Source organism: Mycobacteroides abscessus ATCC 19977 (genome assembly GCF_000069185.1).
GTDB classification, from domain to species: Bacteria; Actinomycetota; Actinomycetes; order Mycobacteriales; family Mycobacteriaceae; genus Mycobacterium; species Mycobacterium abscessus.
Map to the genome: position 1 here is coordinate 793,263 of NC_010397.1, position 23,694 is coordinate 816,956.

At 63.3% G+C, this 23,694-nt stretch carries 18 protein-coding genes and 1 pseudogene; 13 read left to right on the forward strand and 6 right to left on the reverse strand.

Annotated elements, in window-relative coordinates; all coding sequences use genetic code 11:
• The first annotated feature begins 9 nt into the window (after nt 1-9).
• From MAB_RS04220 to MAB_RS04240, 5 genes are all read left to right on the forward strand, one after another.
• The gene (locus tag MAB_RS04220) at nt 10-2,166 is read left to right on the forward strand and encodes a hypothetical protein (protein WP_005113273.1); all 2,157 of its coding nucleotides are present in this window, start codon (nt 10-12) and stop codon (nt 2,164-2,166) included.
• 291 nt (nt 2,167-2,457) lie between these two features.
• Nucleotides 2,458-2,790 (forward strand): hypothetical protein, encoded by a 333-nt coding sequence (locus tag MAB_RS04225; protein ID WP_074324997.1) that lies wholly within the window; start codon nt 2,458-2,460, stop codon nt 2,788-2,790.
• An 84-nt stretch (nt 2,791-2,874) separates the two neighbouring features.
• On the forward strand, nt 2,875-3,471 hold the full coding sequence (locus MAB_RS04230; RefSeq protein ID WP_255765299.1) for an LpqN/LpqT family lipoprotein: 597 nt from the start codon (nt 2,875-2,877) through the stop codon (nt 3,469-3,471).
• A gap of 56 nt (nt 3,472-3,527) precedes the next feature.
• Complete coding sequence (locus MAB_RS04235) at nt 3,528-4,235, forward strand: sensor domain-containing protein (RefSeq protein ID WP_074338394.1); 708 nt, start codon at nt 3,528-3,530, stop codon at nt 4,233-4,235.
• A gap of 245 nt (nt 4,236-4,480) precedes the next feature.
• On the forward strand, nt 4,481-5,530 hold the full coding sequence (locus MAB_RS04240) for a hypothetical protein (protein WP_005086713.1): 1,050 nt from the start codon (nt 4,481-4,483) through the stop codon (nt 5,528-5,530).
• A 68-nt stretch (nt 5,531-5,598) separates the two neighbouring features.
• Here the strand turns inward: MAB_RS04240 and MAB_RS04245 are convergent.
• The 4 genes and pseudogenes from MAB_RS04245 to MAB_RS04260 all read right to left on the reverse strand — a co-directional run.
• A pseudogene (locus MAB_RS04245) lies at nt 5,599-5,868 on the reverse strand (recombinase family protein); the annotation flags it as partial.
• A 69-nt stretch (nt 5,869-5,937) separates the two neighbouring features.
• Nucleotides 5,938-6,330: a hypothetical protein gene (locus MAB_RS04250; RefSeq protein ID WP_005086712.1), complete on the reverse strand. Its 393-nt coding sequence runs from the start codon at nt 6,328-6,330 to the stop codon at nt 5,938-5,940.
• Between the two features lie 119 nt (nt 6,331-6,449).
• The gene (locus tag MAB_RS04255) at nt 6,450-7,934 is read right to left on the reverse strand and encodes a PPE family protein (protein ID WP_005113275.1); all 1,485 of its coding nucleotides are present in this window, start codon (nt 7,932-7,934) and stop codon (nt 6,450-6,452) included.
• A 134-nt stretch (nt 7,935-8,068) separates the two neighbouring features.
• Nucleotides 8,069-9,520 carry an aminotransferase-like domain-containing protein gene (locus MAB_RS04260; protein WP_021268999.1) on the reverse strand — a complete coding sequence of 484 codons (1,452 nt, stop codon included), beginning with the start codon at nt 9,518-9,520 and terminating at the stop codon, nt 8,069-8,071.
• 22 nt (nt 9,521-9,542) lie between these two features.
• On the opposite strand from MAB_RS04260, the gene MAB_RS04265 reads away from it, so the two are divergent.
• The gene (locus MAB_RS04265) at nt 9,543-10,418 is read left to right on the forward strand and encodes a DMT family transporter (protein ID WP_005113278.1); all 876 of its coding nucleotides are present in this window, start codon (nt 9,543-9,545) and stop codon (nt 10,416-10,418) included.
• Nucleotides 10,419-10,448: 30 nt separating this feature from the next.
• The gene (locus tag MAB_RS04270; RefSeq protein ID WP_005083380.1) at nt 10,449-11,201 is read left to right on the forward strand and encodes an IclR family transcriptional regulator; all 753 of its coding nucleotides are present in this window, start codon (nt 10,449-10,451) and stop codon (nt 11,199-11,201) included.
• Here the strand turns inward: MAB_RS04270 and MAB_RS04275 are convergent.
• The gene (locus tag MAB_RS04275; RefSeq protein WP_005113280.1) at nt 11,140-11,931 is read right to left on the reverse strand and encodes an IclR family transcriptional regulator domain-containing protein; all 792 of its coding nucleotides are present in this window, start codon (nt 11,929-11,931) and stop codon (nt 11,140-11,142) included. The genes MAB_RS04270 and MAB_RS04275 overlap by 62 nt on opposite strands.
• 103 nt (nt 11,932-12,034) lie before the next feature.
• On the opposite strand from MAB_RS04275, the gene MAB_RS04280 reads away from it, so the two are divergent.
• From MAB_RS04280 to MAB_RS04300, 5 genes are read left to right on the forward strand one after another with little or no spacing between them, the layout of a single operon-like run.
• Entirely contained in the window at nt 12,035-13,615 is a 1,581-nt protein-coding gene (locus tag MAB_RS04280; RefSeq protein ID WP_005133405.1) for an APC family permease, read from the forward strand.
• Nucleotides 13,608-15,125 (forward strand): GMC family oxidoreductase, encoded by a 1,518-nt coding sequence (locus tag MAB_RS04285; protein ID WP_005113282.1) that lies wholly within the window; start codon nt 13,608-13,610, stop codon nt 15,123-15,125. Before MAB_RS04280 ends, MAB_RS04285 begins: the two co-directional genes overlap by 8 nt.
• 1 nt (nt 15,126) lies before the next feature.
• On the forward strand, nt 15,127-16,482 hold the full coding sequence (locus MAB_RS04290) for a gamma-aminobutyraldehyde dehydrogenase (RefSeq protein ID WP_005092629.1): 1,356 nt from the start codon (nt 15,127-15,129) through the stop codon (nt 16,480-16,482).
• 51 nt (nt 16,483-16,533) lie between these two features.
• The gene (locus tag MAB_RS04295) at nt 16,534-18,216 is read left to right on the forward strand and encodes a flavin monoamine oxidase family protein (protein ID WP_005113283.1); all 1,683 of its coding nucleotides are present in this window, start codon (nt 16,534-16,536) and stop codon (nt 18,214-18,216) included.
• Nucleotides 18,213-19,013 (forward strand): carbon-nitrogen hydrolase family protein, encoded by an 801-nt coding sequence (locus tag MAB_RS04300; protein WP_005113284.1) that lies wholly within the window; start codon nt 18,213-18,215, stop codon nt 19,011-19,013. The genes MAB_RS04295 and MAB_RS04300 overlap by 4 nt, the downstream gene beginning before the upstream one ends.
• Here the strand turns inward: MAB_RS04300 and MAB_RS04305 are convergent.
• Nucleotides 19,010-22,120, reverse strand: a complete 3,111-nt coding sequence (locus tag MAB_RS04305) for an NAD-glutamate dehydrogenase domain-containing protein (RefSeq protein WP_005083365.1) — start codon at nt 22,118-22,120, stop codon at nt 19,010-19,012. The two genes, MAB_RS04300 and MAB_RS04305, sit on opposite strands and share 4 nt — an antisense overlap.
• A 166-nt stretch (nt 22,121-22,286) precedes the next feature.
• Between MAB_RS04305 and gabT the strand changes: the two genes are divergently transcribed.
• On the forward strand, nt 22,287-23,645 hold the full coding sequence (gene gabT / locus MAB_RS04310) for a 4-aminobutyrate--2-oxoglutarate transaminase (RefSeq protein ID WP_012296353.1): 1,359 nt from the start codon (nt 22,287-22,289) through the stop codon (nt 23,643-23,645).
• The last annotated feature ends 49 nt before the right edge of the window (nt 23,646-23,694 follow it).

The window sequence follows — 23,694 nt, forward strand, 5'->3', positions numbered from 1 at the left end:
GGTTAACCGATGACCGACACCGATCGCCCTGATGGCGATGATGCGCCCACGCAAACCCTGCCCGCCGCAGCCCCATTGTCCGCGCCGGAGTTGACGGGCTTTCCTGCCGGGATCGTCGGGGCCGCGCTGACGGTGCTCGGGGTGTGGGGTCTACATGTGCTCACCCGCGGTGATGGTGTGGCAGGTGTCCTCGGCTGGGTGATCCTGCTGTGCTTGGCCTTTAGCGCCTTGGGTAAAGGCATCACCTTGCTACGTCGCGCCCTGGCCCCGCTGTCGGCGGTGTGGTCGGCATCGGTCGACGGTGTGCCACCGCTGCTACGAGCCGCGGCGGGGATCATTGTCGGTGCGGCCGGTATCTGGTGGGTGATGCGCGGACACGCCAGCGGATGGTGGGCACAGATAACCGGCGGTGACTCCGGCAGCGGGCTGGGGTGGTCGCTGCCCTCACAGCTCGTGCAAGTGGCGATCATGGTGGTCGCCGGAGCGCTGCTGTTCGGCGGCGCCAAGGTCTTGGGCAAGCTTATCTTCGCCAACTCCGGTACCCGCCAACAGCCCTCACCCAACCACGACGGTGGCCAGCGTTGGCGGCAGTGGTGGGCCAGCCACCCTGGCCTGGGTTTGACGCTGCTGGCTGGCGGCGGCGCTCTGGTGTTCCTGTCCGGGTATGTAGTTCCGCGGGTGTCGTCATGGTTGACCGGCGATGACCCGATGGCGGCCCTGGCGGCGATCACCGCGATCCTGGCTCTGGCGCTGCTGGCCAACACGTGGTGGTGGCGGGCGCTGTCGGGCTGGTGGGCGTGGGCTCACACCCCCAACGGCCCCGGCGGGCCCACCCCGATCGGGCAGATCTATGCCGGCGCCGGGGTGTTGGCATTGATCGCGTTCTCGGCCACCGCCTTCGGTCTGGCCACCTTCTCCTCTTACCTGCCCCAGAACGCCGCTACAGCTTCGGCTGATCCGTGTGGGGATCGTTGTGGTGGGGGTGGCAATGGGCAAGGTTCCTATGGTCCAGATACCGGTAACTTCCAGCCTCCGCAGATGCCCGGTCAGCAGCCCGACTATCAAGGCGGGATCAATCAGCCGCCGCTAGACCAAAACTCGGGGATCTCGATTTACAACGAAAGCCCTGGCCAGGGCGGTCAGCAGATTCCGCAACAAAACATGGGCCCGCAGACCTCTGGCCAGCGCGCCGCACACGGAGAACCGTTGCCCAACTACGGGCCCTGGCAACCCGACGCACAACCTCCCGCCCAAGCACCCGTACAACAGGCACCCGTTCAGCAGGCTCCTCAAGCTCCGCAGCAGCCCGCACAAGCACCACAAAATCCTGCCGGCCAGCAGCCGGCGCAGCAGGCACCGCAACAACCAGCCGGGCAGCAACCGGCACAACAGAATCCGCCGCAACAGGGCCAGCCTGGCCAGCAGCAGCCACAGAATCCTGTCAACCAGCAGACCCCGCAACAGCAGCCGCAGAAAGAGCCGGACACACCGAAGAAGAATCCGATGGATCCCACGGATCTCGCGACGGCGGCCACACGCCGCGGTTCACAACAAGCCGGGCAGCAAGCCGCCCAGCAGGCTGGACAACAAGGCGCCCAACAAGCGGCCCAGCAGACCACCCAGGGGACACAGCAGGCGACCCAGCAGGGCACACAAAAGCCGGTCGAATCCGGCGAACAGTTCCCCGCCGACTTCCACATGGGCCAGCTCGGTGACGGCCTGAGCAAAACCGGGAAGTACGCCAATACAGGTACCCACTGGGCTCCCGACGCGAAAGTCTCGACCATGTCGAAAAGCACGGCCCAAAACCTTCTGCGGGCCGGAGAAAAGTTCACTTGGCTGGGGCGTGGGATGGAAGTCGCCAAAGCTGGTGTCGACTTGGCCAATGGTGCGCCGGTACCGGAAACGGTCGGTAGCACTGTGGGTTCGCTTGCCGGCGCGTGGGCCGGGGCCGAGGGCGGTGCCATCATCGGGGCCTCGATCGGATCATTCTTCCCCGGCCCCGGCACCGTGATCGGGGGTGCAGTAGGCGGGGTGATCGGCGGGTTCGTCGGCAGCGGCCTAGGCTCCGAAGTAGGAAAAGCGGCCGGCGGGGCTGTCCGCGCAGCTGGTTCTGCACTCTCCAAAGCTGGCGGCGCCGTCGCATCCTTCTTCGGCAGCTTGTAACTGAAAGAAACGAGAAACCATGCTCACAGTAGCCGCAGTAATAATCGGCTTTCTCGGATTAGCAATCACGCTCGTCCTCATCCAGCTCCCGGAACGCGTTTCATCTATTCAGCTATCGGCACTGGCGACCGGAGCGATGGCGTTCCTGGCGCTGACAACCTTCGGGCTATATACGCTGTCGGACTCACAGGCGCTGAAGACCGGCGCTGTATGCGGCGCTGTTGTCATCTTGCTGAATATCGCTACCGTGGTACGGCGGCGACACGACACAGCATCACCGGGTAGTAGCTCATGACCGCAGATGGAGTGCTAAAAGGGCTGTTCTACCTCGTTCTGATACTGAACTACATAGTCCTGGTATCACCCGTATTTAGCTCTAGAAAAGACGCCTATAAGGAGATGTCAACTGCCCGGTCCTGGCTGGCACCCGCAGCGGCGGCGGCGCTGTTTCTCTTCGTATCGCCAAATCTCGCAATCGCTTTCGGATGTATTTTGTTGTTCTTGTCAGCCCGATTTCTTTTTGTTCTCCGGTATACGCCACTAGGAAATAAAACGTTCGACCGGATTACCCTGCCGTTGCGTCGGCGCCTGCGCAGGAGCCGCAATAAGCACGACAAGTATTGACGAGCCAGTAATCGTTGAGCGGAAAGAGGTTCTGCTGTGAAAAGCTTTAGCTTGTTAGTGGCGTTGTTTGGCGCGGTAGTTGCTGTGGGCGCCGCAGGGTGTTCGTCACCTCAGTCACCGACCGTTGCATCTGACTCACCGGCTACGTCATCAACGCCGTCGACGGCAGCCACCGCCGCAGGGTGTGCGGCTAGTGACGTTCACCGGGTCATGTTGGATACCAAGGCTGCCGAAGAGCCGAAGCTGGCATTGCCCACACCGGCCGGATGGGAGTACACGGCGGCGATGAATTCGCCGATGATCCGCGGCACCGTCACCAATATAGGGTTGCGGGCCAACGATTTCACACCGAACGCGGTGGTGACCTTGGAAGACCTGACCGGCAAGGTCACATCCGCCCAGCAGGGGATAGATGCCGAGATCACCGGCGTGGAACAGGGCGGTATGGCCGTGCAGTCCCGCACTGCGGGAACTGTGTGCGGGCACCCGAGCAGCACAATCACCTACACCCTGCAGAATCGACCGGTCACGGCGCTCATCACCGCAGCCGAGGACGGCGCGAAAACCTGGGCCGCGATCGTAACCATCCAAACCACCGACCCCGACAACCCTGCCTACGTTGCGAGTAAGCAAGCCATTCTCGATGGCTTCCAGTTCACGGTGTCCGGGCAGGATCAGTAGCAGTTGCGATGTGGCTGCGAATGGCGTTGTGGCAAGCACTGCTTGTCGTGGTTGCGATGTTGGTTGGTTGTTCGGAGCTAGTTAACGGGCGGGCGCTCAAGCCTGCACCGCCCCCTGACCCGCCCGAGCGTCCGATTACGAGGGTGTTGCCCGATCAAGCGGAACTATCCCGAGTGCTGCGTTCGCCGATGCAGGCCAGGTACGGCGGCAGACCTGGTGGGGTGCAGATGCTGCCGGATGGCATGGCCGGCGCATCCCTGGTGGAGTGCATCAAGGTCCATGCGCCAGTCATGCGGCACACCTATGAGCAAGCGCCAGTACACGCCGCAACCCGGATTACCTGGAACACCGAGCGCGGCCACATGCAGTTCCCCGCACCGGACTTGCGGACCACATTCGGGGTTATCGAACTCGACACCTCTGACAGCGCCCGTTCTTGGTACCGACGGTTGGCGGCCGACTGGCGCCGATGTGAAGGCAAAACTGCGGTCATAGTCAGGGCCAACTACACGCTTCGCTACGACATCGGCCCCATCTCCGATGCCGGCGACCTGATGACCACGGTGCTGATGTTCTCCGGAACGGGCAGTAGCCGCCCGATGCCCGTGCAACGTGCCTTGGCCCAAGTATCGCGCTATCTCATTGATGTTGAAATCATGGACTTCGCCGATCTGAAGCACCCCGCTGAACCCGGTATAACCGACAAAGCCGAGGCCATCGCACAGCTGATCACCGATCAGATCAACGCAGGCGGCGATATATAGACTCGTTGCAATGTGCCGGGGCACAACACAAGTAGAAGCGCTCTCTGTTCGGGTTCGTCGGGACGCGGCTTTGGAGCCGGACCAAGACGGGCAAAGTTTGACTACTTACAGCGACCCTGGTTGGCCGATAGTTCGGCACACCCTTTAGCCAACGCGATCTCACGCCCGGTGCGCTCAACCCGCTTCCCTGAGCACGAGAAGGCGCCTGCAGACGCTGTGCAAGAATGTTTGCTGTGTGGATACGCATGTCGGTGGCGCCCTGGTGGGTCAACTGGTTGGCGATGGTGTGCCTGATGACGGCGGTCTCCGCGCCGATGTGGCTGCTGATGCAGTCCGACAGCGATACCCGCGGCTGGCTGTTCTTCATCGTTAAAGTGACTGCTTTCAGCGTGGGGTTAGCGACCATGTTTGCGTTGATTCAGCAGCCGGTTCGCCGTTCGTTCGCTACGGCGCTAGCCGGACTCAACCGGGTCCAGCGGCGGCAAGCCGCCACGGCAATTTCGCGCGGCGATATTCCGCGCGACCCCGCGGTGCTGTCCGCGGCCGTTCGACTGGCCACTATCGCTCTTGGCGTTCAACGCCGAGCACCTTCTTGGGCCAAATGGTTTCAGCGGATATCACCAATCTTGTTCCTCGCCTTCGCAGTTGGCGATTTCATCAACGATAAGAATCGGCATGCACTGGCTTACACCGTATTCGCGGTGCTGCTCCTGGTTTCGGTGCTGTGGAGTGAACATGTCCGGCACCGCACACAGAGCCGTGTCGATCTCTTGAACTCGGCCGCAAGCGCAGCCGGGGCCGCTCCGCCCCACTCTGCAGCCGACTACCCGGCGTTAATGTCAGGGCGAAAGCAGGTATTGATCGCAGTAGCAATCGGGCTGACAACCGCCATCTTCGCCGCAGCAGTTACCTATTTCGCCGATCAACCAAACCGAACCCTCAAGCGAGACTGCGTAAATGCCGTGCATGGCATTTACTACTTCACTGAGCACAAGGAGATGATCGACGGGCCAACGATCCTGCCCAACGGCCCGAGCCTGTCCGCCTACCAAGACTGGTCCGACGAGATCAACCGCTACGCAGCTCCAATACCGGAAGGTGATATCGGAGTATCGATGCACCGCGTCGCCAGCCTCTCAAAACAGGCGCTCAATCTCGTGCGCGACGCTCGCAATGACCCTGACGCCCCGCAAGCAAAAACGACGGAACGACAGATCAACTACTACAAGATCATCAACCAGATGTATGACGAAACACACCAGGTACTCCAAGCCTGCGACGGCGTCTTTCACTGACCCAAGGGCGAGCACCGGCGCAGTTCCCTCAGAGGCCAGGCCACATCCACCCGCCCCTCGGCTGGGCTTTAAGCGGCCAACGCGCGATATACGGTGCGTTTGGAACAGCGCAGCGATGCTGCGATCTCTTCTGCGGAGCTATCGCCGTCAAACAGCATCTTCGCGTGCCGCCGGTCCGCAGCAGAAAGTGAGCGGGGACAGCCGATCTTCGCGCCGCGGGATCGAGCAGCAGCGAGGCCGGCCTTCGTGCTCTCAGCCAGAACCTCACGCCCCATGGTCGCGACGGCAGCTAGCAGTGTGTACGCGAAACGACCTGCAGGGCAGGTGGTGTCGATCGGTTCGGTGCAGGAGAGTTTCTGGCAGACAACGGATTCACTTCAGCCTTCGAGCACGTTCATGCTCAACTATCATTTCACTGGAACTGCGTCGGCTGGGATGGAGTCGATCAGGGTGATTCGCCGGTTTGCGTAGCGGGCTCGAAATTGTGGTTGGGCCGACTTGCCGTTCCTGATCAGATGGACGGTCAGGTGAATGAGCGTGGGGTCGGTCTTGTCGACTTGGCCCTGCAGCCACGAATACGCGTGGTCGGTGACGGGTCCAACGTAGCGGCCATGATCGAACGTCAGCAGATAGGTGGGCATCGCCGTCATCTGGTGGTTGTTGTCGTAGTCGTTGGTGCCGGCCTGGAAGAGTTGCAGGTCCTGGTAGGTGTAGAAGTCGCCGGTTCCTACCGACGTCCAGTGCAGGCCAACGCTATTGGGTAGCGACGTGATGGCAGTTTGATCGCGGAGTAATTTCACTCTGGTTCCGGAGTATGCGTTTCCTGGCGTACGCGGTTCGACACGGGAGTCCCGCGCGCATGGGCGAGATATCGCTCCTTGCGATCGTTAGTCAGCCGATCAGCCTGCGCTTCACCGCCTTAGTCCTGGCGGCCGTGCTCCGGGTCCCACGTATTGGGCACCATCGGCGCCCGCACTCCCTCGAACAAGTCGTCGTCGCGACTCAGCATCGCCAACCCTGACGCCGTTGCGCCCGTTTTGATTACGGTCCCGGCGAATCCCATGGTGCCGGCTCCGCGATGCGAGGCGGTCGTGTCAGGAGCGGGCTCCTCGCACCGTGCAGTGGCATTCATATCCATGTACTCGATGCCGCGACCCTGTTGCTTGCCCTTGTCTCGCCGTCGTCGTGCCTGACGGGCCGCTGCGGTTTCCGCGGCGGCGGCCTGCTCTCGCGCCGAGGACCGCGCTGCCGCACTGGTTCCCCTACGTACTTGAGCCGCCAGCGCCAACCCGGTGCCGAGACGCGGCCCGCCACCGACGGCATACGGGAAGGAGAATCCCGGGTCGCCCACGGGCGGCGGGGATGGCGGAGCGGGCGCGGTACCGGATGCGGTGGGTGCGGGGGCGCTTGCAGGCGCTGCCGGGGCGGCGGCCGAAGCGGGCGGGCTGGGTGCCAGAGCCGTGCCGGCGGACGCTGCCATGGGAGCATCTTCAACGGAACCCGGTTCCACGGCAAGGATTTCCGGTGACGGCTGGATTCCGGCCAGGCCCGCGAACCCGGCCGCCCAACCCAGGTTGGCGATCGCCAGAGCCAACGCCGGCTGAATCAGTGCCGGCGCGAACTGGCCGATTGTCGACGCCAATTGGGCCGCGTGGAAGGCCACATCTGCCAAGACCATTGGCAGGTTGGTGAGCAGCGCGGCGGGATCGGTGAGCAGGTTGTTGAGCAGCAACTCGAAATGCTCGACCATCTCTCCGGCCACATGCACCCACCATTCCGGGTCGGTCGGGTCCAGATCTCCGTGCCCATGGTCGTCATCGTGACCGTGCTCATGGTCGTGATCGTCGTGTCCGTGATCATGATCGTGCAGGATCGACGGCGGTGGTGTTGAGGGAGGGGCGGACGCCAACGCCACCTCGGAGGCCGTTTGGTAGGTCGCCATCGTGGTGGCGGCCTGCACCCACATGCGGACATAGTCCGCCTCGGTGGCGAGGATGGGAATTGTGTTGATTCCGAAGAAGTTTGTTGCCACCAGTGCCGCGTGTGTGGCGTGATTGGCGGCAAGCTCGGCAAGAGTGGGCATCACGGCCAGCGCGGTGCTGTAGGCGCCGGCGGCGGCTCCATGCTGGACTGCCCGGGCGTTGCTCTCGAGGGCTCCCTGGTTCAGCCATTCCAGGTATGGAGTGTGTGCTGCCACATACGTTTCCGCGCTTGGGCCGTGCCATGCACTCGCGTGGGTGGCGGCCAGAATTGCCCGGAGTTCTTGGGCAGTTGCGCTGTAGTGCGCGCCTAACGACGACCATTCGGCGGCCGCCGCGAGCAGGGGGCCGGGGCCCGGACCACTGCTGAGCAGGGCTGAATGCACCTCAGGCGGCGACGCCATCCACACCGGAGCAGCCAACATATGCCCTCTCGCTAATGATAATGAAAACGGTCTTCATTTACATTAGCGGCAGCGATCTCACAGCTTTCGGCCACCTAGCTCACAGAGTTCGGCGCCCGTCGTGCCGCGTTGTGTGGTGTGCACACATTGGGCTACTAGCCGGCGCCCTCGGCAATATATTTGCTGACCAAAGGTTCCAGGCGTCGTATTCCCTCAGAAATATCGGCGGGAGACGGGGCGGCGACATAGCTGATCCGGATATGTGGCCTGCCGCCGCCGCTGGTGAAGTAGTTGTCTCCCGGGGTGATCGCCACCCCCCGGGTGAGTGCCTCGGCGGCGAACTGCCGACTGTCGGACTGCGGGGGCAGCGACACCCAGAGGTGATATCCACCGCGCGGGTAGTGGGTGAGTTCGGTCGGGAAGGCCGCGGCGATGGCGTCGCGGGCGGTCGCGCGCCGGTGTTTGAGAGTCTTGCCGAGAGTCGCCAGGCCACGTCGCCACGACGGCGAGGTCACCACCTCCAGGGTGGTGTATTGCAGTGGTGCGGGAACCAGCATGGTGTCGATGACCGACGCCGCGCGCAGACGGGCCATGACGGGCCCGCGTGCGGCGATGGCTCCCACCCGCAAGTTGGGCGACGTCACCTTGGTCATCGAGCGTATGTGCACCACGGTGCCGTCGGGATCGTCGGAGATCAATGGCGGCACAAGCGGTTTGCCGTCATCGTGGGCCATGTACCGGGCGAAGTCGTCCTCGATCAAGAATGCTCCATGCCGACGGGCTATCTCGCGGAGTTCGTCGCGGCGTTGCGGTGTGAGGCTGGCACCCGTTGGGTTCTGGAAGAGAGGCTGCACGACGATCGCGCGAGCGTTGGTGTGTGAGAGTGCCTCGTTGAGACGGTCCGGTCGAATCCCATTGATGTCCAACGGAATAGCGATGGGCCGCAGACCCGCCGCACGTGCCGCGGCTGTCGCGCCGGGATAGCACGGTGATTCCAGTAGTACCGGGTCACCCGGCTGGCACAGTGCACGCAGGGAAGTGGACAGTGCGCTCTGGCCCGCGCCGCAGATCAGAATGTCCTGGCGGCCAAGCCCGCCGCCGAGTTCGGCGGCGAACCAATCGCGGAGCTCGGGAAGTCCGCCGGGAGGAGGACGGTCCCATGCCTCTGGCCGGCGCGCGGCGCGGGCCAGCGACGCGGTGAGCATCGACAGTGGTTGCAAGTCCGGATGCAGGTACCCGCCGTTGAGATCGACGACGTCGGCGGCGCTGGGCGCCAAGGTGCTCAGCAGCCCCGGGGCATCGAACACGCGCCGGATCCCGGGTGGGGATTCTTCTTGTGGGCCGAGCTCCAGTGCCGTCTCTTGCCATGAGGTGTCGCCCGGCCGGGGCACCGGGCGATTCTCGGTGCGGAAGGATCCGGCCCCGGGCCGCGATTCGATCAGGCCCTGCTGCGCCAGCAGCGATAGCGCATCGGCGACGGTGCTCGCGCTGACATGAAAGCGCCGGACCAGCTCTCGGTGGCTTGCAATGCGACTACCGGGCGCTAGTGCCAGGATCTCGCCACGCACCTGCTCAGCCACCTGGCGATGACTGCTACCATCATCCATGAGATACAATAGTAGCGCTACTGTGCAGGCGGGAACGCCGTCACTATCCAAGGGCACCGGGCTGGCGGCCCTCGGCGTGCTGAGCTTCTCGCTCAGCTTCCCGGCGACAGCCTGGGCACTGGAGGGTTTTGGGCCATGGAGCGCCACCGGTATCCGGGGCGCCGTCGCCGCGGCCCTCGCGCTCATCGCTCTTGGCGTGGCACGCAGCCCATTGCCCGCGCGCTCGGACTGGGGTGCGCTGGCGGTCGTCGCTATCGGCTGCGCCGTTGGCTTCCCGCTGCTGACCACGCTGGCCTTACAGACGTCGTCGACCGCGCACTCGGCCGTCGTAATCGGTGCACTGCCCATGGCAACCGCGGCGATCGCGGCGGTCCGCACCGGAGCCCGCCATTCGGGAACGTTCTGGGCGGCAGCGTCTGTCGGTGCGGCCACCGTCATCGTCTTCACTCTCGCGCAGAATCATGGGCGTCCCACCCTCGCCGATCTCTACCTGTTCGCCGCGCTACTGGTCTGTGCGGCCGGATACGCCGAAGGAGGTCGGCTATCGGCCCGCATGCCCGGATGGCAGGTGATCGCCTGGGGGGTGGTGCTGGCAGCGCCGGTGAATCTGCTTGTCACGGTGTTGGCGTTACCGCACGAACCGGTCCATCTGAACGCCCACGCACTGATCGGCATGGCCTATTTGGCCGCGATCTCGCAGTTCGGTGGCTTTGTGGTCTGGTACCGGGGTATGGGATTCATCGGCGTGGCGCGCGCGAGCCAGCTTCAGCTGGCACAGCCGCTGTTGACTCTGATCTGGGCGGTACTGCTGCTCGATGAGCGGTTCAGCCCGGCGGTCCCGCTCACGGCTGCGGTAGTGTTCACGTGCATCGTCATCACCCAGCGCGCGCGAACGTGAAACCGGCGGGCGGTCGGGTACCGTCTGCCTGTGGTGGTCGAGGTCAAGAGCCTTGCGCGAGCTCTCGATGTCTTGCGCGCAGTGACGGGCTCGGACGCTCCGCTGTCGGCCACCATGGTGGCCGATTATCTCGGCCGCGACCGGGTCCAGATCGCTCGTACTCTCCACAGCCTGGAGTCGGCCGGCTTTCTCGAACGAGATGGCGACCGTCGGTATGCGCCCAGCCCGAGAGTCTTTGGTGTATCCGCACAGATTGCGGCGGCCCGGCTGCGGACTTTCGGAACCGAGGCGTTGCGCCAGACTGTCGAGGCAACGGGGGAGAGCGCTTTCATCGCGGAGGTCCGCGGGGATAGCTCGGTCGCGGTCCTGGAGCGGTTGGTCTCTGGGGTGTCCTGGGTGGGCCGGTCATTCCCGCTGTATTGCGACGACGCCGGTCAGGCGCTGTTGTGGGACTGTGAGCGCGACGAAGTGGAGCTTATCTTTCGGGATACCGATTTCGTCGCGTACTCGTCGACGACACCCACTTCGACGGCCGATTTCTATCAGCGGTTGGAACGTTCGCGTGAAGCCGGATACTCCTTGGTGGACGGGGAGTCTCAGCCTGGTGTTTATGCGATTGCCGCTCCGGTAAGGGATTTCACCGGGACGGTGCGGTGCGCTCTGCATATCCAGGGGCCAACGCACACCCTCGCGCCACGTGCCCGGGAACTGGGCCCCACTATCAGGGAGCTGGCCGGCCAGCTTTCGGAGCGATTGGGCTGGCGGCCCGCAGTAATGCGGTGACACCCTGCGCAGCTTCGGCCACCGAGGTGGCGATGGCCGTCGTCCGGCCGGAGATTCGGTGTTTGGGAACGGCAACGCTTACGGCCACCGTCATATCCAGCTGATCGCATTGTGCCGGGGCCGAGAACTCGACAACATCGTGCTCGAATTCGCTATCGGCGACTACCGCAATCATCTTGGCGGACTGAAGGTTTCGTTCGAAAAGTTCTAGTGGGTCACGCACCGCTCCAGGTCCGCCGCCGACGAACGTTTCGTCCTGAAACAAGGTCGTCAGCTCTTCGCGAGAAAGGTCTTGGGTGAGCGCGCGGCCGGGCCCGCTGCACCAGGCCGGCGTCATCGCGCCGACTCGTACCGGAAAGTACGGGAACCATTGGCTGGGCTCAGCCTGGACAGTGAGCACCTGCCCGCGAGACAGCACCGAGAGCCACGCGGGTTCATGCCAGGCGTGCAGCAGCCCCCGAACCACGGGGCGGACTTTCGCGAGCACCTCGACACGCATGGCGGCAGCACCGATATCGAAGTACCTGGAGCCCACGCGATATCCCCGTGACTCGGGCTCTCGTTCTGCCAATCCGGCCGCCGCCAGCGCGCTGAGCATTCGTGATACCTGCGCCTGGTCAAGGTTCAACTGGTCGGCCAGCCACGTGTTGGTCACCGGCGCGCCCGTACGTGATTCCTCGGCGGCCAGCGCCTGCAACAGCAACAACCCCTTGTCGACGGTCGTGGCCACAGCAAAAGAATAGCGCGTTCGTAATAAACAACAATGCTTGACAATTATGAACGTCACCCACCACACTGGGCCGCGCAGGTGATCTACGGCACACGGAGGATCGATGACGACCAGCACCAACACCGCCCCGTCCGGCTCGGGGCGCGCCCTAAATCCGACCCTTCGTCGCGTGGACGTCTTCGCGGTATTGGTCTGTGCGTTGGTGGGTGTCGACACCCTGGGCGCGGTCAGCGCCTATGGGCCGCAAGGGCTCCTGTGGATGGCGCTGGTCGCAGTCATCTTCTTCCTGCCGTACGGGTTGCTCACCGCGGAATTGGGGTCGGCTTTCCCTCAAGAGGGCGGCCCCTATGTGTGGACCAAGCTTGCGTTCGGCAAGTTCGCCGCAGGTATCAATCAGTTCTTCTACTGGATCTCCAATCCGGTGTGGATCGGTGGCACGCTCTGCATCGTCGCGGTGGTCACCTTTGAAGAGTTCTTCTTCCCGCTGCCGGGTTTGTGGAAATGGGTGGCCGCCGCCGTCTTCGTATGGGGTTCGGCGTGTGTGATCGGCGCCAGTGTCCGGTTTGGGCGATGGATCTTTCTGGTGGGCGCCGCCGCACGTATCGCCCTGTTGGGGTTGTTCATCGCGTCGGTGATCGTCTATGCGTACAAGAACGGTCTGCAGCCCATGCACACCAGCGACTTCTCCTGGACCTATGCGGGATTCGTTGCGGTGATACCCGTGATTGTCTTCAATTTCCTGGGCTTTGAAGTGCCCTCGAACGCGGCCGAAGAGATGGTCAATCCGCAAAAGGACGTCCCGCTGACGGTGTTGCGTGGCGGACTGACTGCCACGTTGCTCTACGGCATCCCGGTCTTGGGAATTCTGTTGGTACTGCCCAAGAATCAGTTGGGAACCGTTACCGGATTCGTTGATGCGTGCCGGGCCGTGTTCACCGTGTACGGCGGTAGTGTCGCGCCGGACGGGACCGCAGAGCTGCACGGGCTGGGACAAGCGGCCGCCCAAGTCGCGGCCGCCGGGCTGATCATCGGTCTATTCACGAGCGGTACGGCCTGGGCCATGGGGGTCAGTCGCGCGCAAGCGGTGGCATTCACCGACGGTGCAGGGCCGGCATGGCTTGGAAAGTTTTCCGGCAACGGTTCTCCGGCCAGGGTGAACATCATGTCGGCAGTGGTGTCGACGATCGTCATGGCGGCGGCGATGATCTTTGCCCACGGCAATGCCGAGAAGTACTTCTCGGCGGCAATCGGATTGGTGGTGTCAGCCACCGCGATCTCCTACATCCTGACGTTCTCGTCGTTCATCCGCCTGCGGCACAAGTATCCGCATACCCGGCGACCGTTCCAGGTTTTCGGTGGACGGATCGGCGGCTGGATCGTCACGGTATTGACGGTGGGGACGATGCTGTTTACCGTCGTTTCGCTGTTCTGGCCCGGTGTGGGGGTGGGGTGGACCGGCTCCGGGGATGATGCAGACGCATTGCTTCCGAAGGGGTTTGAGGGGCATCGGCTCGAATACACGTTGAGCCAGCTGGTCCCGATGGCAGCCGTGTTGGGGATGGCCAGCTGTCTGTACTTGCTCGGTGTGTTCGGTAAACGGCCAACGGCGGCTCGCCGAGACATGTCTTCGCCGCAGGACGGCGTTCCCGGCATCACTAACGAAAAGGAAAGTATCGGTGCATAACGTGCTCAACAGGTTTGACGTCGCGGTTGTCGGCGGCGGGACCGCCGGATGTGCGGTGGCCGCGCGCCTGGCAGGCAGCGGCAGGAAGGTGCTCGTGCTAGAGGCCGGCCCAGACTATGGGCATGCGTTGTCCGGTCGTTGGCCGGCGGACCTGCTGTCGGCCGCCACTATCCCCAGTTCACATGATTGGGGTTACCGGGGAACCGGAGCGGGCGGGCAGCATCTGGAGTTCGAACGCTGCCGGGTCATCGGAGGGTGTTCGACTCACAACGGCGCCACACAGAACGTGGGCTGGGGCGGCGACTATGACCGTTGGGCTGCAACGGGACTGACCGGGTGGAGCTCGTCGGAGCTGGAGCCGTTCTTCGAGCTGGCAGGCAAGGCGCTGAATCTGCGGAACTATCGAGACGAGCAGCTCCAACCGCTCCAAACCGCCTTCGTGGCCGCGGTCGTTGACCAGGGCCTCGAAGAGCGCAACGACTTTCTGTCTATGAACGGCAGTGCAGGAGTCGGCTATTCGCCGGTCAGCATCACCGATGACGGCACCCGCTACAACACCGCTTTCGCCTATCTTGATGATCTTCGCGAATCGGGCAGGCTGACGGTACTCGGTGGCGTGGAGGTCACCGGCATACGGCTCGAACAGGGCCGAGCGGTCGGTGTCTACGTGTACGCGCCGGATCGCACTGCGCCGGAACCCGCACTGGTCTATGCCGATACGGTGGTACTAAGTGCGGGGGCCTATGGAACCCCTGAGCTGCTGCTGCGATCGGGTATCGGCCCCGCGGGTGAGCTCGCCGGAGTCGGCGTGCCGGTGCAATGCGACCTTCCCGGTGTGGGGAAAGGGCTGCAGGATCATCCCTCACTGCAACTCGAATACGCCGCCACCCGTGAACTTGCCGATGCCCTCGCGGAATTCATGAGCAGACAATGGCTTCCGGATGAGCAAGCCATTGCCAAGGTGAAGTCGCCGGAGGCCGGTGACGCACCGTTCGACCTACACATCTACCCATGGACGGAGCGCGATCCGGCAAGCCCACATGGCTGGCGATGCGTGGTGCCGATCGGGTTGGTCAAGCCGCGCTCGCGTGGCGCCTTGACTCTCAGGCTGGTGGGCGGAGAACTGAAGACTGAAGTGAACCACGGCTATCTGGCTGACCCGCGCGATGTGAACGCCATGCGTTACGGCATGGAATGGGCTGAGGAGATCATTGATACGGGCATCTCGGAGTTCTCCAGATACCTTGGCCCACGGATCAATCCGATGGAGGGCCTCACCACGGACTGGATTGCGGCCAATCATCGGCACTATTGGCACCCGGTAGGCACCTGCACGATGGGCATGCCTGCCACCGGTGGGGTCGTCGACCATCGCGGCGCCGTGCATGGAATCGACAACCTGTACATCGCCGATGCCTCGGTGTTCCCGGACATCCCGCGGGGTACCACGGCCCTCCCGACCACCGTTGTCGGTGAACGCATCGCAAGTTTTCTCATGGAGGACAACTGACATGGCCAAGGTTTTGTACGGAAACGGCACTGAAATCGTGGACCCACGCACGGGAGAGGGCTATGAGTTTCAGCCCGACTCGACCCACGGTGAGGTCGACGCGGCGTTCTCGGCGGCGCACGAGGGGTGGCGGAACTGGCGCGGCACTACGCCAGCGGAGCGCCAAATAGCACTGATTGCTTTCGCCGATGCCATTGAATCTCAGTCGGATCAGCTGGTCGCTATTGAACAACGCAACACCGGAAAGACTCGCGAGCAGGCTAGCGACGAGCTCTCCGGGGCTCTCGACGAGATGCGCTTCATGGCGGGGGCCCAGCGTGCGCTGCAAGGGCCGTTGGCCGGCAGCTACGTGCCGGGCACTGTCTCCACGTCATCACGCGAATCCCTCGGAGTATGTGCCCAGATTTTGCCCTGGAACTATCCGTTGGCGTCCGCGATCTCCAAACTCGCCCCGGCATTGGCCATGGGCAATACATCGGTCCTCAAGCCCGCGGCCCCCACGCCATGCAGTGTCCAGGCCCTCTTGGCGATAGCGAGTGAGACATTGCCGCCTGGTGTGGTCAACGCCGTATTCGGCGGGCGCGAGACGGGCCAATACATGGTGGCACACCACATCCCGGCCTTGATCTCGCTGACGGGCAGTGTGCGGGCAGGACACGAGATCACGCGTGCGGCAGGGCTGAAGGTGCTGCACCTGGAACTCGGGGGCAACTGCCCGGTCATCGTCCTCGGGGACGTCGATGTCGAAGCGGTCGCGCACGAGATTGCCGAGGCCGCACTGTACAACGCGGGCCAGGATTGCACGGCCGCCGCCCGTCTCATCGTTGCCTCCGAGGTGGTGGACGAGTTCGTCGCAGCCCTCACTCGGGAGTTCCTGGCCAGCCGGACGGTACCGTTGGCGACCCGGGAACACCTGGACAGGATTACTGCACTACTGGCCCGCGTCCCCAAGACGGCGCGTGTGGAATGCGGCGGACGGCGTGCCGACGCTCCCGGTCTGTACGTGGAACCGACGGTGGTGACCAACGTCGCACAAGACGACGAGATCGTCACCGAAGAGATCTTCGGACCGGTGGTCACTGTGCAGCAATTCGAGAGCGCAGATGAGGCGGTGGCTCTGGCCAACGACACCGAATACGGTCTGGCGGCATCGATCTGGACCACAGAGCACTCTTCGGCAGTCGCGTTGTCGCAGCGGATTGATGCTGGCACGGTATGGATCAACACCCATGGCGTCTACGCCACGGAGATGCCGTTCGGTGGCTTCAAATCCTCCGGCTACGGCAAGGACCTGTCGCCGCTCGCGCTTGAGAATTACTCACGGGTCAAACACATCATGACCGGCTCCATGGGATAACGGCTGCACGCCATCCGCCACAAGAAGCCCCCGACACACGAGGAAACACGAATGACCAGCCTCCTGCCAGGAGCCGACAATGCCATCAAGCCTGTTTCAATCTTTGGGCCCGACTTCCCATTTGAGTTCGACGCATGGATCAGCCATCCCGACGGGTTGGGCCAAGTACCGGAAGCCGCTTTCGGTCAGGAGGTTGCCATCATCGGCGCGGGGATCGCCGGAATGGTGGCCGCCTACGAACTCATGAAACTGGGACTGCGGCCTGTGCTCTATGAATCGGCACGGATCGGCGGCCGGCTGCGTTCGCAGCAATTCGACGGCGCACCCGAGGGCGTCATCGCGGAGCTGGGCGGAATGCGCTTTCCCTCATCGTCGTTTTCGTTCTTTCACTATGTCGACATGCTTGGCCTGACGGCCAAACCATTTCCCAACCCGCTCACCCCTGCTGCCGGAAGCACCGTGATCGATATCGAGGGAGTGACACACCACGCGCGTGCGATCGATGAATTGCCGCAGATCTTCCAGGAAGTAGCCGAGGCCTGGGCGGAGGCGCTGGAGGAAGTCAGCTTCACACCTGTCCAAGACGCCATTCGGGCACGCGATGCGGTGACGCTCAAGTCGTTGTGGAACCAGCTCGTCACCGAATGGGACGACCGCACCTTCTACGACTTCGTGGCGAGTTCAAAAGCCTTCTCTAAGTTGTCGTTCCATCATCGCGAGGTTTTTGGCCAGGTCGGGTTCGGTACCGGAGGCTGGGATTCGGATTTCCCCAACTCGATGCTGGAGATACTTAGGGTGGTGATGACGAATTGCGATGAGGACCAACAACTTATCGTCGGTGGCGCCGAGCAGGTTCCGCGTGGCCTCTGGACGTATGAGCCCGACAGCATGTGCCATTGGCCGCGGGGGACCACTTTGGCGAAGTTGCACCGCGGGGTTCCCCGGTCTCGGGTAAAGCGGATAGCGCGCGGCCCGCACGGGCAGCTGTCGGTGACAGATCAGTGGGGCGTCACGCGCGATTACCCGGCCGTGTTGGCGACCTGCCAGTCTTGGTTGTTGACCACCGAGATCGATTGTGACGAGTCATTGTTCTCGCAGAAGATGTGGACCGCGCTGGATCGCACCCGGTACATGCAGTCATCCAAGACATTTGTCCTGGTTGATAGACCGTTCTGGAAGGATGTTGACCCGGTCACCGGGCGAGACACCATGAGCATGACGCTCACCGACAGGATGACCAGGGGAACTTACTTTTTCGACAACGGAGACGACGCTCCGGCCGTGGTATGCCTGACCTACTCCTGGATGAGTGACGCGATGAAGGTGCTCCCGTATTCGGCGCAGGATCGCGCGGATATGGCGCTCAACGCCCTTAAGCGCATCTACCCGCAGGTCGACATCAACCAGCACATCGTCGGCGAGCCGATTTCGGTGTCGTGGGAGGCGGACCGCAATTTCCTCGGGGCGTTCAAGGGTGCCCTACCGGGCCACTACCGGTACAACCACCGGATGTATTCGCACTTCATGCAAGATCAGCATGAGGCCGGACATAGGGGGATCTTCCTTGCCGGCGACGATGTTTCGTGGACGCCCGCCTGGGCCGAAGGGGCGGTGCAGACCGCCTTGAACGCGGTGTGGGGAATCATGACCCATTTCGGGGGTGGCTCGAGTACTCGGAACCCGGGCCCGGGTGATGTGTTCGCGGAAATCGGCCCGCTGAAGTTGCCCGAATGACCGGGCGGCTACGGCTGGCGGTGGTGCAGTGCTCGTCGCAGGCCGCCGATGTACAAGCGAACCTGGCCCGGCTCGCCGAAACAGCCCATGCCGCGGCTGCGGGTGATGCTCAGCTCGTGGTCTTCCCGGAGATGTATCTGACCGGATACAACATCGGCGAATGGGATATCCGGGACCTCGCCCAGTCACCGGACGGTCCGGCCATGCAGTTCATCCGGCAGACCGCATGCGATGCGGACATGCACATCTGCGTGGGGTACCCAGAACGTGCCTCTGACGGCCAGATCTACAACTCTGCATTGATCTGTGATCCGCGGGGGCGCGTGGTGCTGAACTATCGAAAGTCCCATCTGTTCGGCGACACGGAGAGGAACGTCTTCACCCGGCCCGGCCCGCAGCTGCCGCTGGCTGTGGTGCACGGTGTCTCTGTCGGCCTGTTGATCTGTTACGACGTTGAGTTTCCCGAGAACGTTCGGGCATTGGCGATGGCCAGGGCGGACGTTGTCGTGGTGCCCACCGCAAATATGGAACCGTTTCATGCGGTGTGCGAAACCGTGGTCCCGGCAAGGGCATATGAAAACCAGCTGTATGTGGCATACGCAAACTATTGCGGTAACCACGATGGCTTGGCGTATTGCGGCGGAAGTTCCATCGTCGGCCCGGACGGCACAGCCCTGGCGCGGGCCGGTGAGGGGGTGGGCCTCCTTGTCGCCGACGTGGACCGGGCGGTGATCGACCGAACCCGTTCCCGGCACTGTTTCCTTGAAGATCGGGTGGCTAGAGCGATTTCGCCCTAGCCGCCGGCCCCGCCGGCCCAGCGGCACAAGCTCGACAGCTCGGCACTGATTGCCGCGGCACGTGGCACATCTACGAACCCATCCCTGCGCGCGCGAGCTACCACCTCCTTCAGCCGTGAAATCCGCTCAGGTGCAATGGGTTGCCAGCCGTCAACGTGACGTGGAAACTCCGTCAATCGATGGAGTGCGTCGGTGATGTCGTCCCGCAGCGCATCAGCTGCCATGGCCTCCCACCAATTGGCAGGGTGATGTGATTCCAGCGCGTTGATCACCCAGTTCATGCCGAGCGCCTCTTCGAGTGCCAGATGTGTTTGCGCGACGTTCCGGACATCAGAGCCGAGCCGCACGGCGGTCTCACTCAAGTCGACGGCCTGACGGCGCAGCCGCAGCCAGGAATCTGGCGCGTTCCTTTGCAGATGACTGCGCAATGTGTCGATATGTGCGGCATATCGCTCGACGGTCGCGGCGATGTCGATACGGCCACCGGCGTGGCGCAACAACCTGCCCGCTGTGTGCTCGATGAACTGTTGCAGGTCATGGAGGCCTTGCCACCGTCCCTGTGCTCCAACGGTTCCTCCGCGTCGCGCATGCTCCCACAAGCTGTCGACCTTGAACAGCCTTCGGGTGACCATGTAGGCCGCCGCCACTTCCGGGCTGCGTACGCCGAACCGCTCCTCGAGCCGGTAGATCAGACCGGGGCCGACATGGTTGATGAGGTCGTCGGAGATCTGGGTGGCGATAATCTCACGGGCCAACCGATGTTCGGTGATGCCGTCGGTCAGCAGTCCGCACTGCCAGGAATCGGGGAAATACGCCGACAACGCAGACACGAAGGCGGGATCATCGGGGATGTCGGAGCTGAGTAGCTCCTGGCACACCACGTTCTTGGAATAGGCGAGCAAGACGGCGATTTCGGGCCGGGTAAGTCCCCGCCCGTCCTGAGCGCGCGCGGCGATCTCGGATTCGGACGGCAACCCCTCGGCTGTGCGATTGAGGCCATTGTGCCGCTCCAGACTCTCGATCAGCCTTTCGTGACGATTGAGGAGCCGCGGTGCGTACGCCTCCGCGAGCCCGAGCGCCAGGACCTGATTGTGGCACCCCGACAGGACGGTCGCGGCGACATCGTTCTCGGCTGCCGTCAGGCGAGCGTTGCGTTGTACTTCGGTGAGTTGCCCGCTACGGCAGACGGACTCAAGCGCGATTTTCAGGTTGACCTCGCGGTCGGAGGTGGCCACGCCGGCAGCATTGTCGATGAAGTCGGCGTTGACCCTGCCGCCACGCAGAGCGAAGTCCACCCGTGCCCGTTGGGTGAGGCCCAGGTTGCCTCCCTCGCCGATGACTCGCGCGCGTAATTGTTCGGCGTTGACGCGCACGCTGTCGTTGGCGGGATCTGCCGCATCGACATGAGATTCGCGATGGGACTTCACGTACGTGCCGATACCCCCGTTCCAGAGCAGGTCGACCTTCGCGCACAGCACGGCCTGTACGAGCTGATCGGGGGTGAGGGTCTGCCGATCGACGGACAACAGTTCCTGTGCAGGCTTGGGCAGCACAATGTTTTTGGCAGAGCGGGGCCAGACACCGCCACCATCAGAAATGAGGTTCGGGTCGTAGTCGGCCCAGCTGCTGCCCGGTTGCGTGTGCAGTCGCCGGCGTTCGGCGTGACTGGCGGCAGGATCGGGATCCGGGTCGATGAAAATGTGCCGGTGGTCGAAGGCGGCCACCAACCGCAGATTGGCCGAGTGCAACATGCCGTTGCCGAATACATCCCCCGAGCAGTCCCCGATGCCGGCCACCGTAACGGCTTCAGTGTCGACATCGATCCCGATCTCGGTGAGATGATCGCGTACCGATACCCATGCGCCCCGTGCGGTGATGCCCATCTGTTTGTGGTCGTAGCCAGTGGTGCCACCGGCGGCGAACGCATCGCCCAGCCAGAAGCCGCGTTGTGCGGCAATATGGTTAGCGATGTCCGAGAAGGCTGCGGTGCCCTTGTCGGCGGCTACCACCAGGTAATTGCTGTCCGCACCGTAGGTCACCGTATGGGCGGGGTGCACGGTTTTGCCGTCGGCAATGTTGTCGGTCACGTCGAGCAGTCCGTTAATGAATACGCTGTATGCCTGAGCGACAGTGATTTCCGGGTTCTTGCGGATGAATACGCCCTTGGCTCCCGTCGGCACGATAGGGGAGTTTTTGACGGTTTGGGTTTTCATCAGGCCTAGTACCTCGGTGCGGTAGTCCTCGGGCCGGTCGGAGAACCTCAGGCCACCACGTGCGATCGCTCCGCTGCGGACGTGGAGACCCTCCATATCGTCGCAGTCCACGAAGATCTCCCGATACGGGACTACCGACCCGCACAAAGACAGCTGCGCGGAATCGAACATGAACGCCTGGTGTGCCTTGTGGCCGCCGCTTTCCGAGACCTGAAACCAGCTGGTGCGGACCAGGGCGCCGAAGCAAGTGGCAAACGCACGCAGCACTCGGTCTTCATCGACGGTAGTGGCGGCCTCGACATGACTGTCGAGCACGCGTGCGGCCTCGGTGACGGCCCGGTCCCGGTCCGCCGTCATGGGATCGAATCGTGCGTTGAAGTAATCCAACAGCGCGGCGACAAATCGCGGTCTTTGGGCAAGGTTGTCGATCACGTATGCGTGTGACATACCGAGCCCCGCTTGTTTGAGGAACCGAGCGAGAGCCCGTAACAAGACCGTGTCCCGCCAGCCGATATTGGCAGCCAGGATAAGAGCGGCGAACGGATCTACCGTGAAGTGCTTAGTGCCGTGGGCCTGGACGGCGGCCGCGACATTCCGGAGGCTATCGGCCAGAGGTGTTGCGGTTGAGGTGAATTCATACAAATACGTGCCGGCTCCCGTTGGGCCCAAGGGCAGTTGCCTACGCAGCCGCAAGCCGAAATGTTCGAAGAGTGTGCAGATATCTGACAGTGCGATGTCTTCGGTGGGCCACGCGATAACCGCGCGTATGGTGCCGTCCCCCGCGTCGTCCAGGAACTCGGCGCGCACGGTCTCCTGCGGTGCGCCCGTCAGGCGTTCGGCGACCTCCTGGACGTGCGCCGTGTATGGCAGTACCGGCGATTGGATCGCTGTCATGGTGCCCTCCGTATTTCTTTCGCTGTGGTCTCAGTCTGGCGTTTGCGACGTGCGTCACATATGTCCAAAAAGGCCATGAAACATATATGACTTGTCCAATTCGGATATTCCTGTCCACCGTGTTCCGCTCCTACGCTCGGGGTGACTTTGAGCGGAAGGAAAGCTGATGACCTCGGTGTATAGCCTCCAGGGAGGGCCGGCAGTGGCCCAGGTGCGACGAATGGCGACGGAAGTGCCTGGGCCACGCTCGCGCGAGCTCGCCGAGCGCCGCGCAGCGGCGTTGCCAGCCGGCCTGGTCAGCGGTGCCGGTGTGTATGCCGCCGCGGCGGGCGGCGGCGTACTGGTCGATGTCGACGGCAACAGCTTTCTGGATCTGGGCAGCGGCATTGCCGTCACCACGGTGGGCAACAGCGCACCTGCGGTGGTTGCCCGTGTGGCCGCGCAGGCTCAACGGTTCACCCACACATGCTTTCTGGCGACGCCCTACGAGCAGTACCTGGAGGTCGCCGAGACACTCAACCGAATCACTCCCGGGGACCACGAGAAGCGCACCGCGCTGTTCAACACCGGTGCCGAAGCGGTTGAGAACGCGGTCAAGTACGCCCGGGTGGCGACGGCCCGCCCGGCGGTGGTTGTTTTCGATCATGCCTTCCATGGCCGGTCGCTGATGACCATGACCATGACCGCCAAACAGGCTCCGTACCGTCGGGGTTTCGGGCCGTTCGCTCCGGAGGTGTACCGGGCACCCATGGCCCACCCCTATCGGTGGCCGTCCGGAGCCGAGAACTGCGCCTCGGACGCGTTCCGCCAGTTCGCGTCCCTGGTCGACAACCAGATCGGTGCCGAAGCGGTGGCCTGTGTGGTGGTGGAGCCGATCCAGGGCGAGGGCGGCTTTATCGTCCCGGCGCCCGGATTCTTGGCGATGGTTGCCGACTTCTGCCGGGCGCGTGGCATCCTGTTGGTCGCCGACGAAGTCCAAACCGGTATTGCCCGGACCGGTGCATGGTTCGCCTCCGAGCACGAACAGCTGGTACCCGACCTCGTCACCACCGCGAAGGGGCTTGCGGGCGGACTGCCTCTGGCTGCGGTAACCGGCCGCGCCGACGTCATGGACGCCGCGCATCCGGGTGGTATCGGTGGAACCTTCAGTGGCAACCCGCTTTCCTGTGCGGCGGCACTCGGCGTCTTCGAAGAGATCGAGACCCACGACCTGCTCAGGCGTGCCGCCGATATGGGCGAGATGTTGCTTCGGGAGATGCGTGGCATCTCCGCGGAGACCGGCCTGATCGGAGACATCCGTGGGCGCGGCGCGATGATCGCTGCCGAGCTGGTGGTGCCGGGCACCGACTCGCCGAATCGTGAAGCGGTGATACAGATCTTGAAGTATTGCCAGGACAACGGTGTGCTGGTGCTTTCTGCTGGAACGTACGGCAATGTGCTGCGATTCCTGCCGCCGCTGTCCATGCCGGACGAGCTGCTGCAAGAGGCCCTCGCCGTGCTGCGCGACGCGTTCCGGAACCTCTAAAGACGTTGCGAATAGACCAGACCCAAGGAGTTTCGATATGTCCACTGCA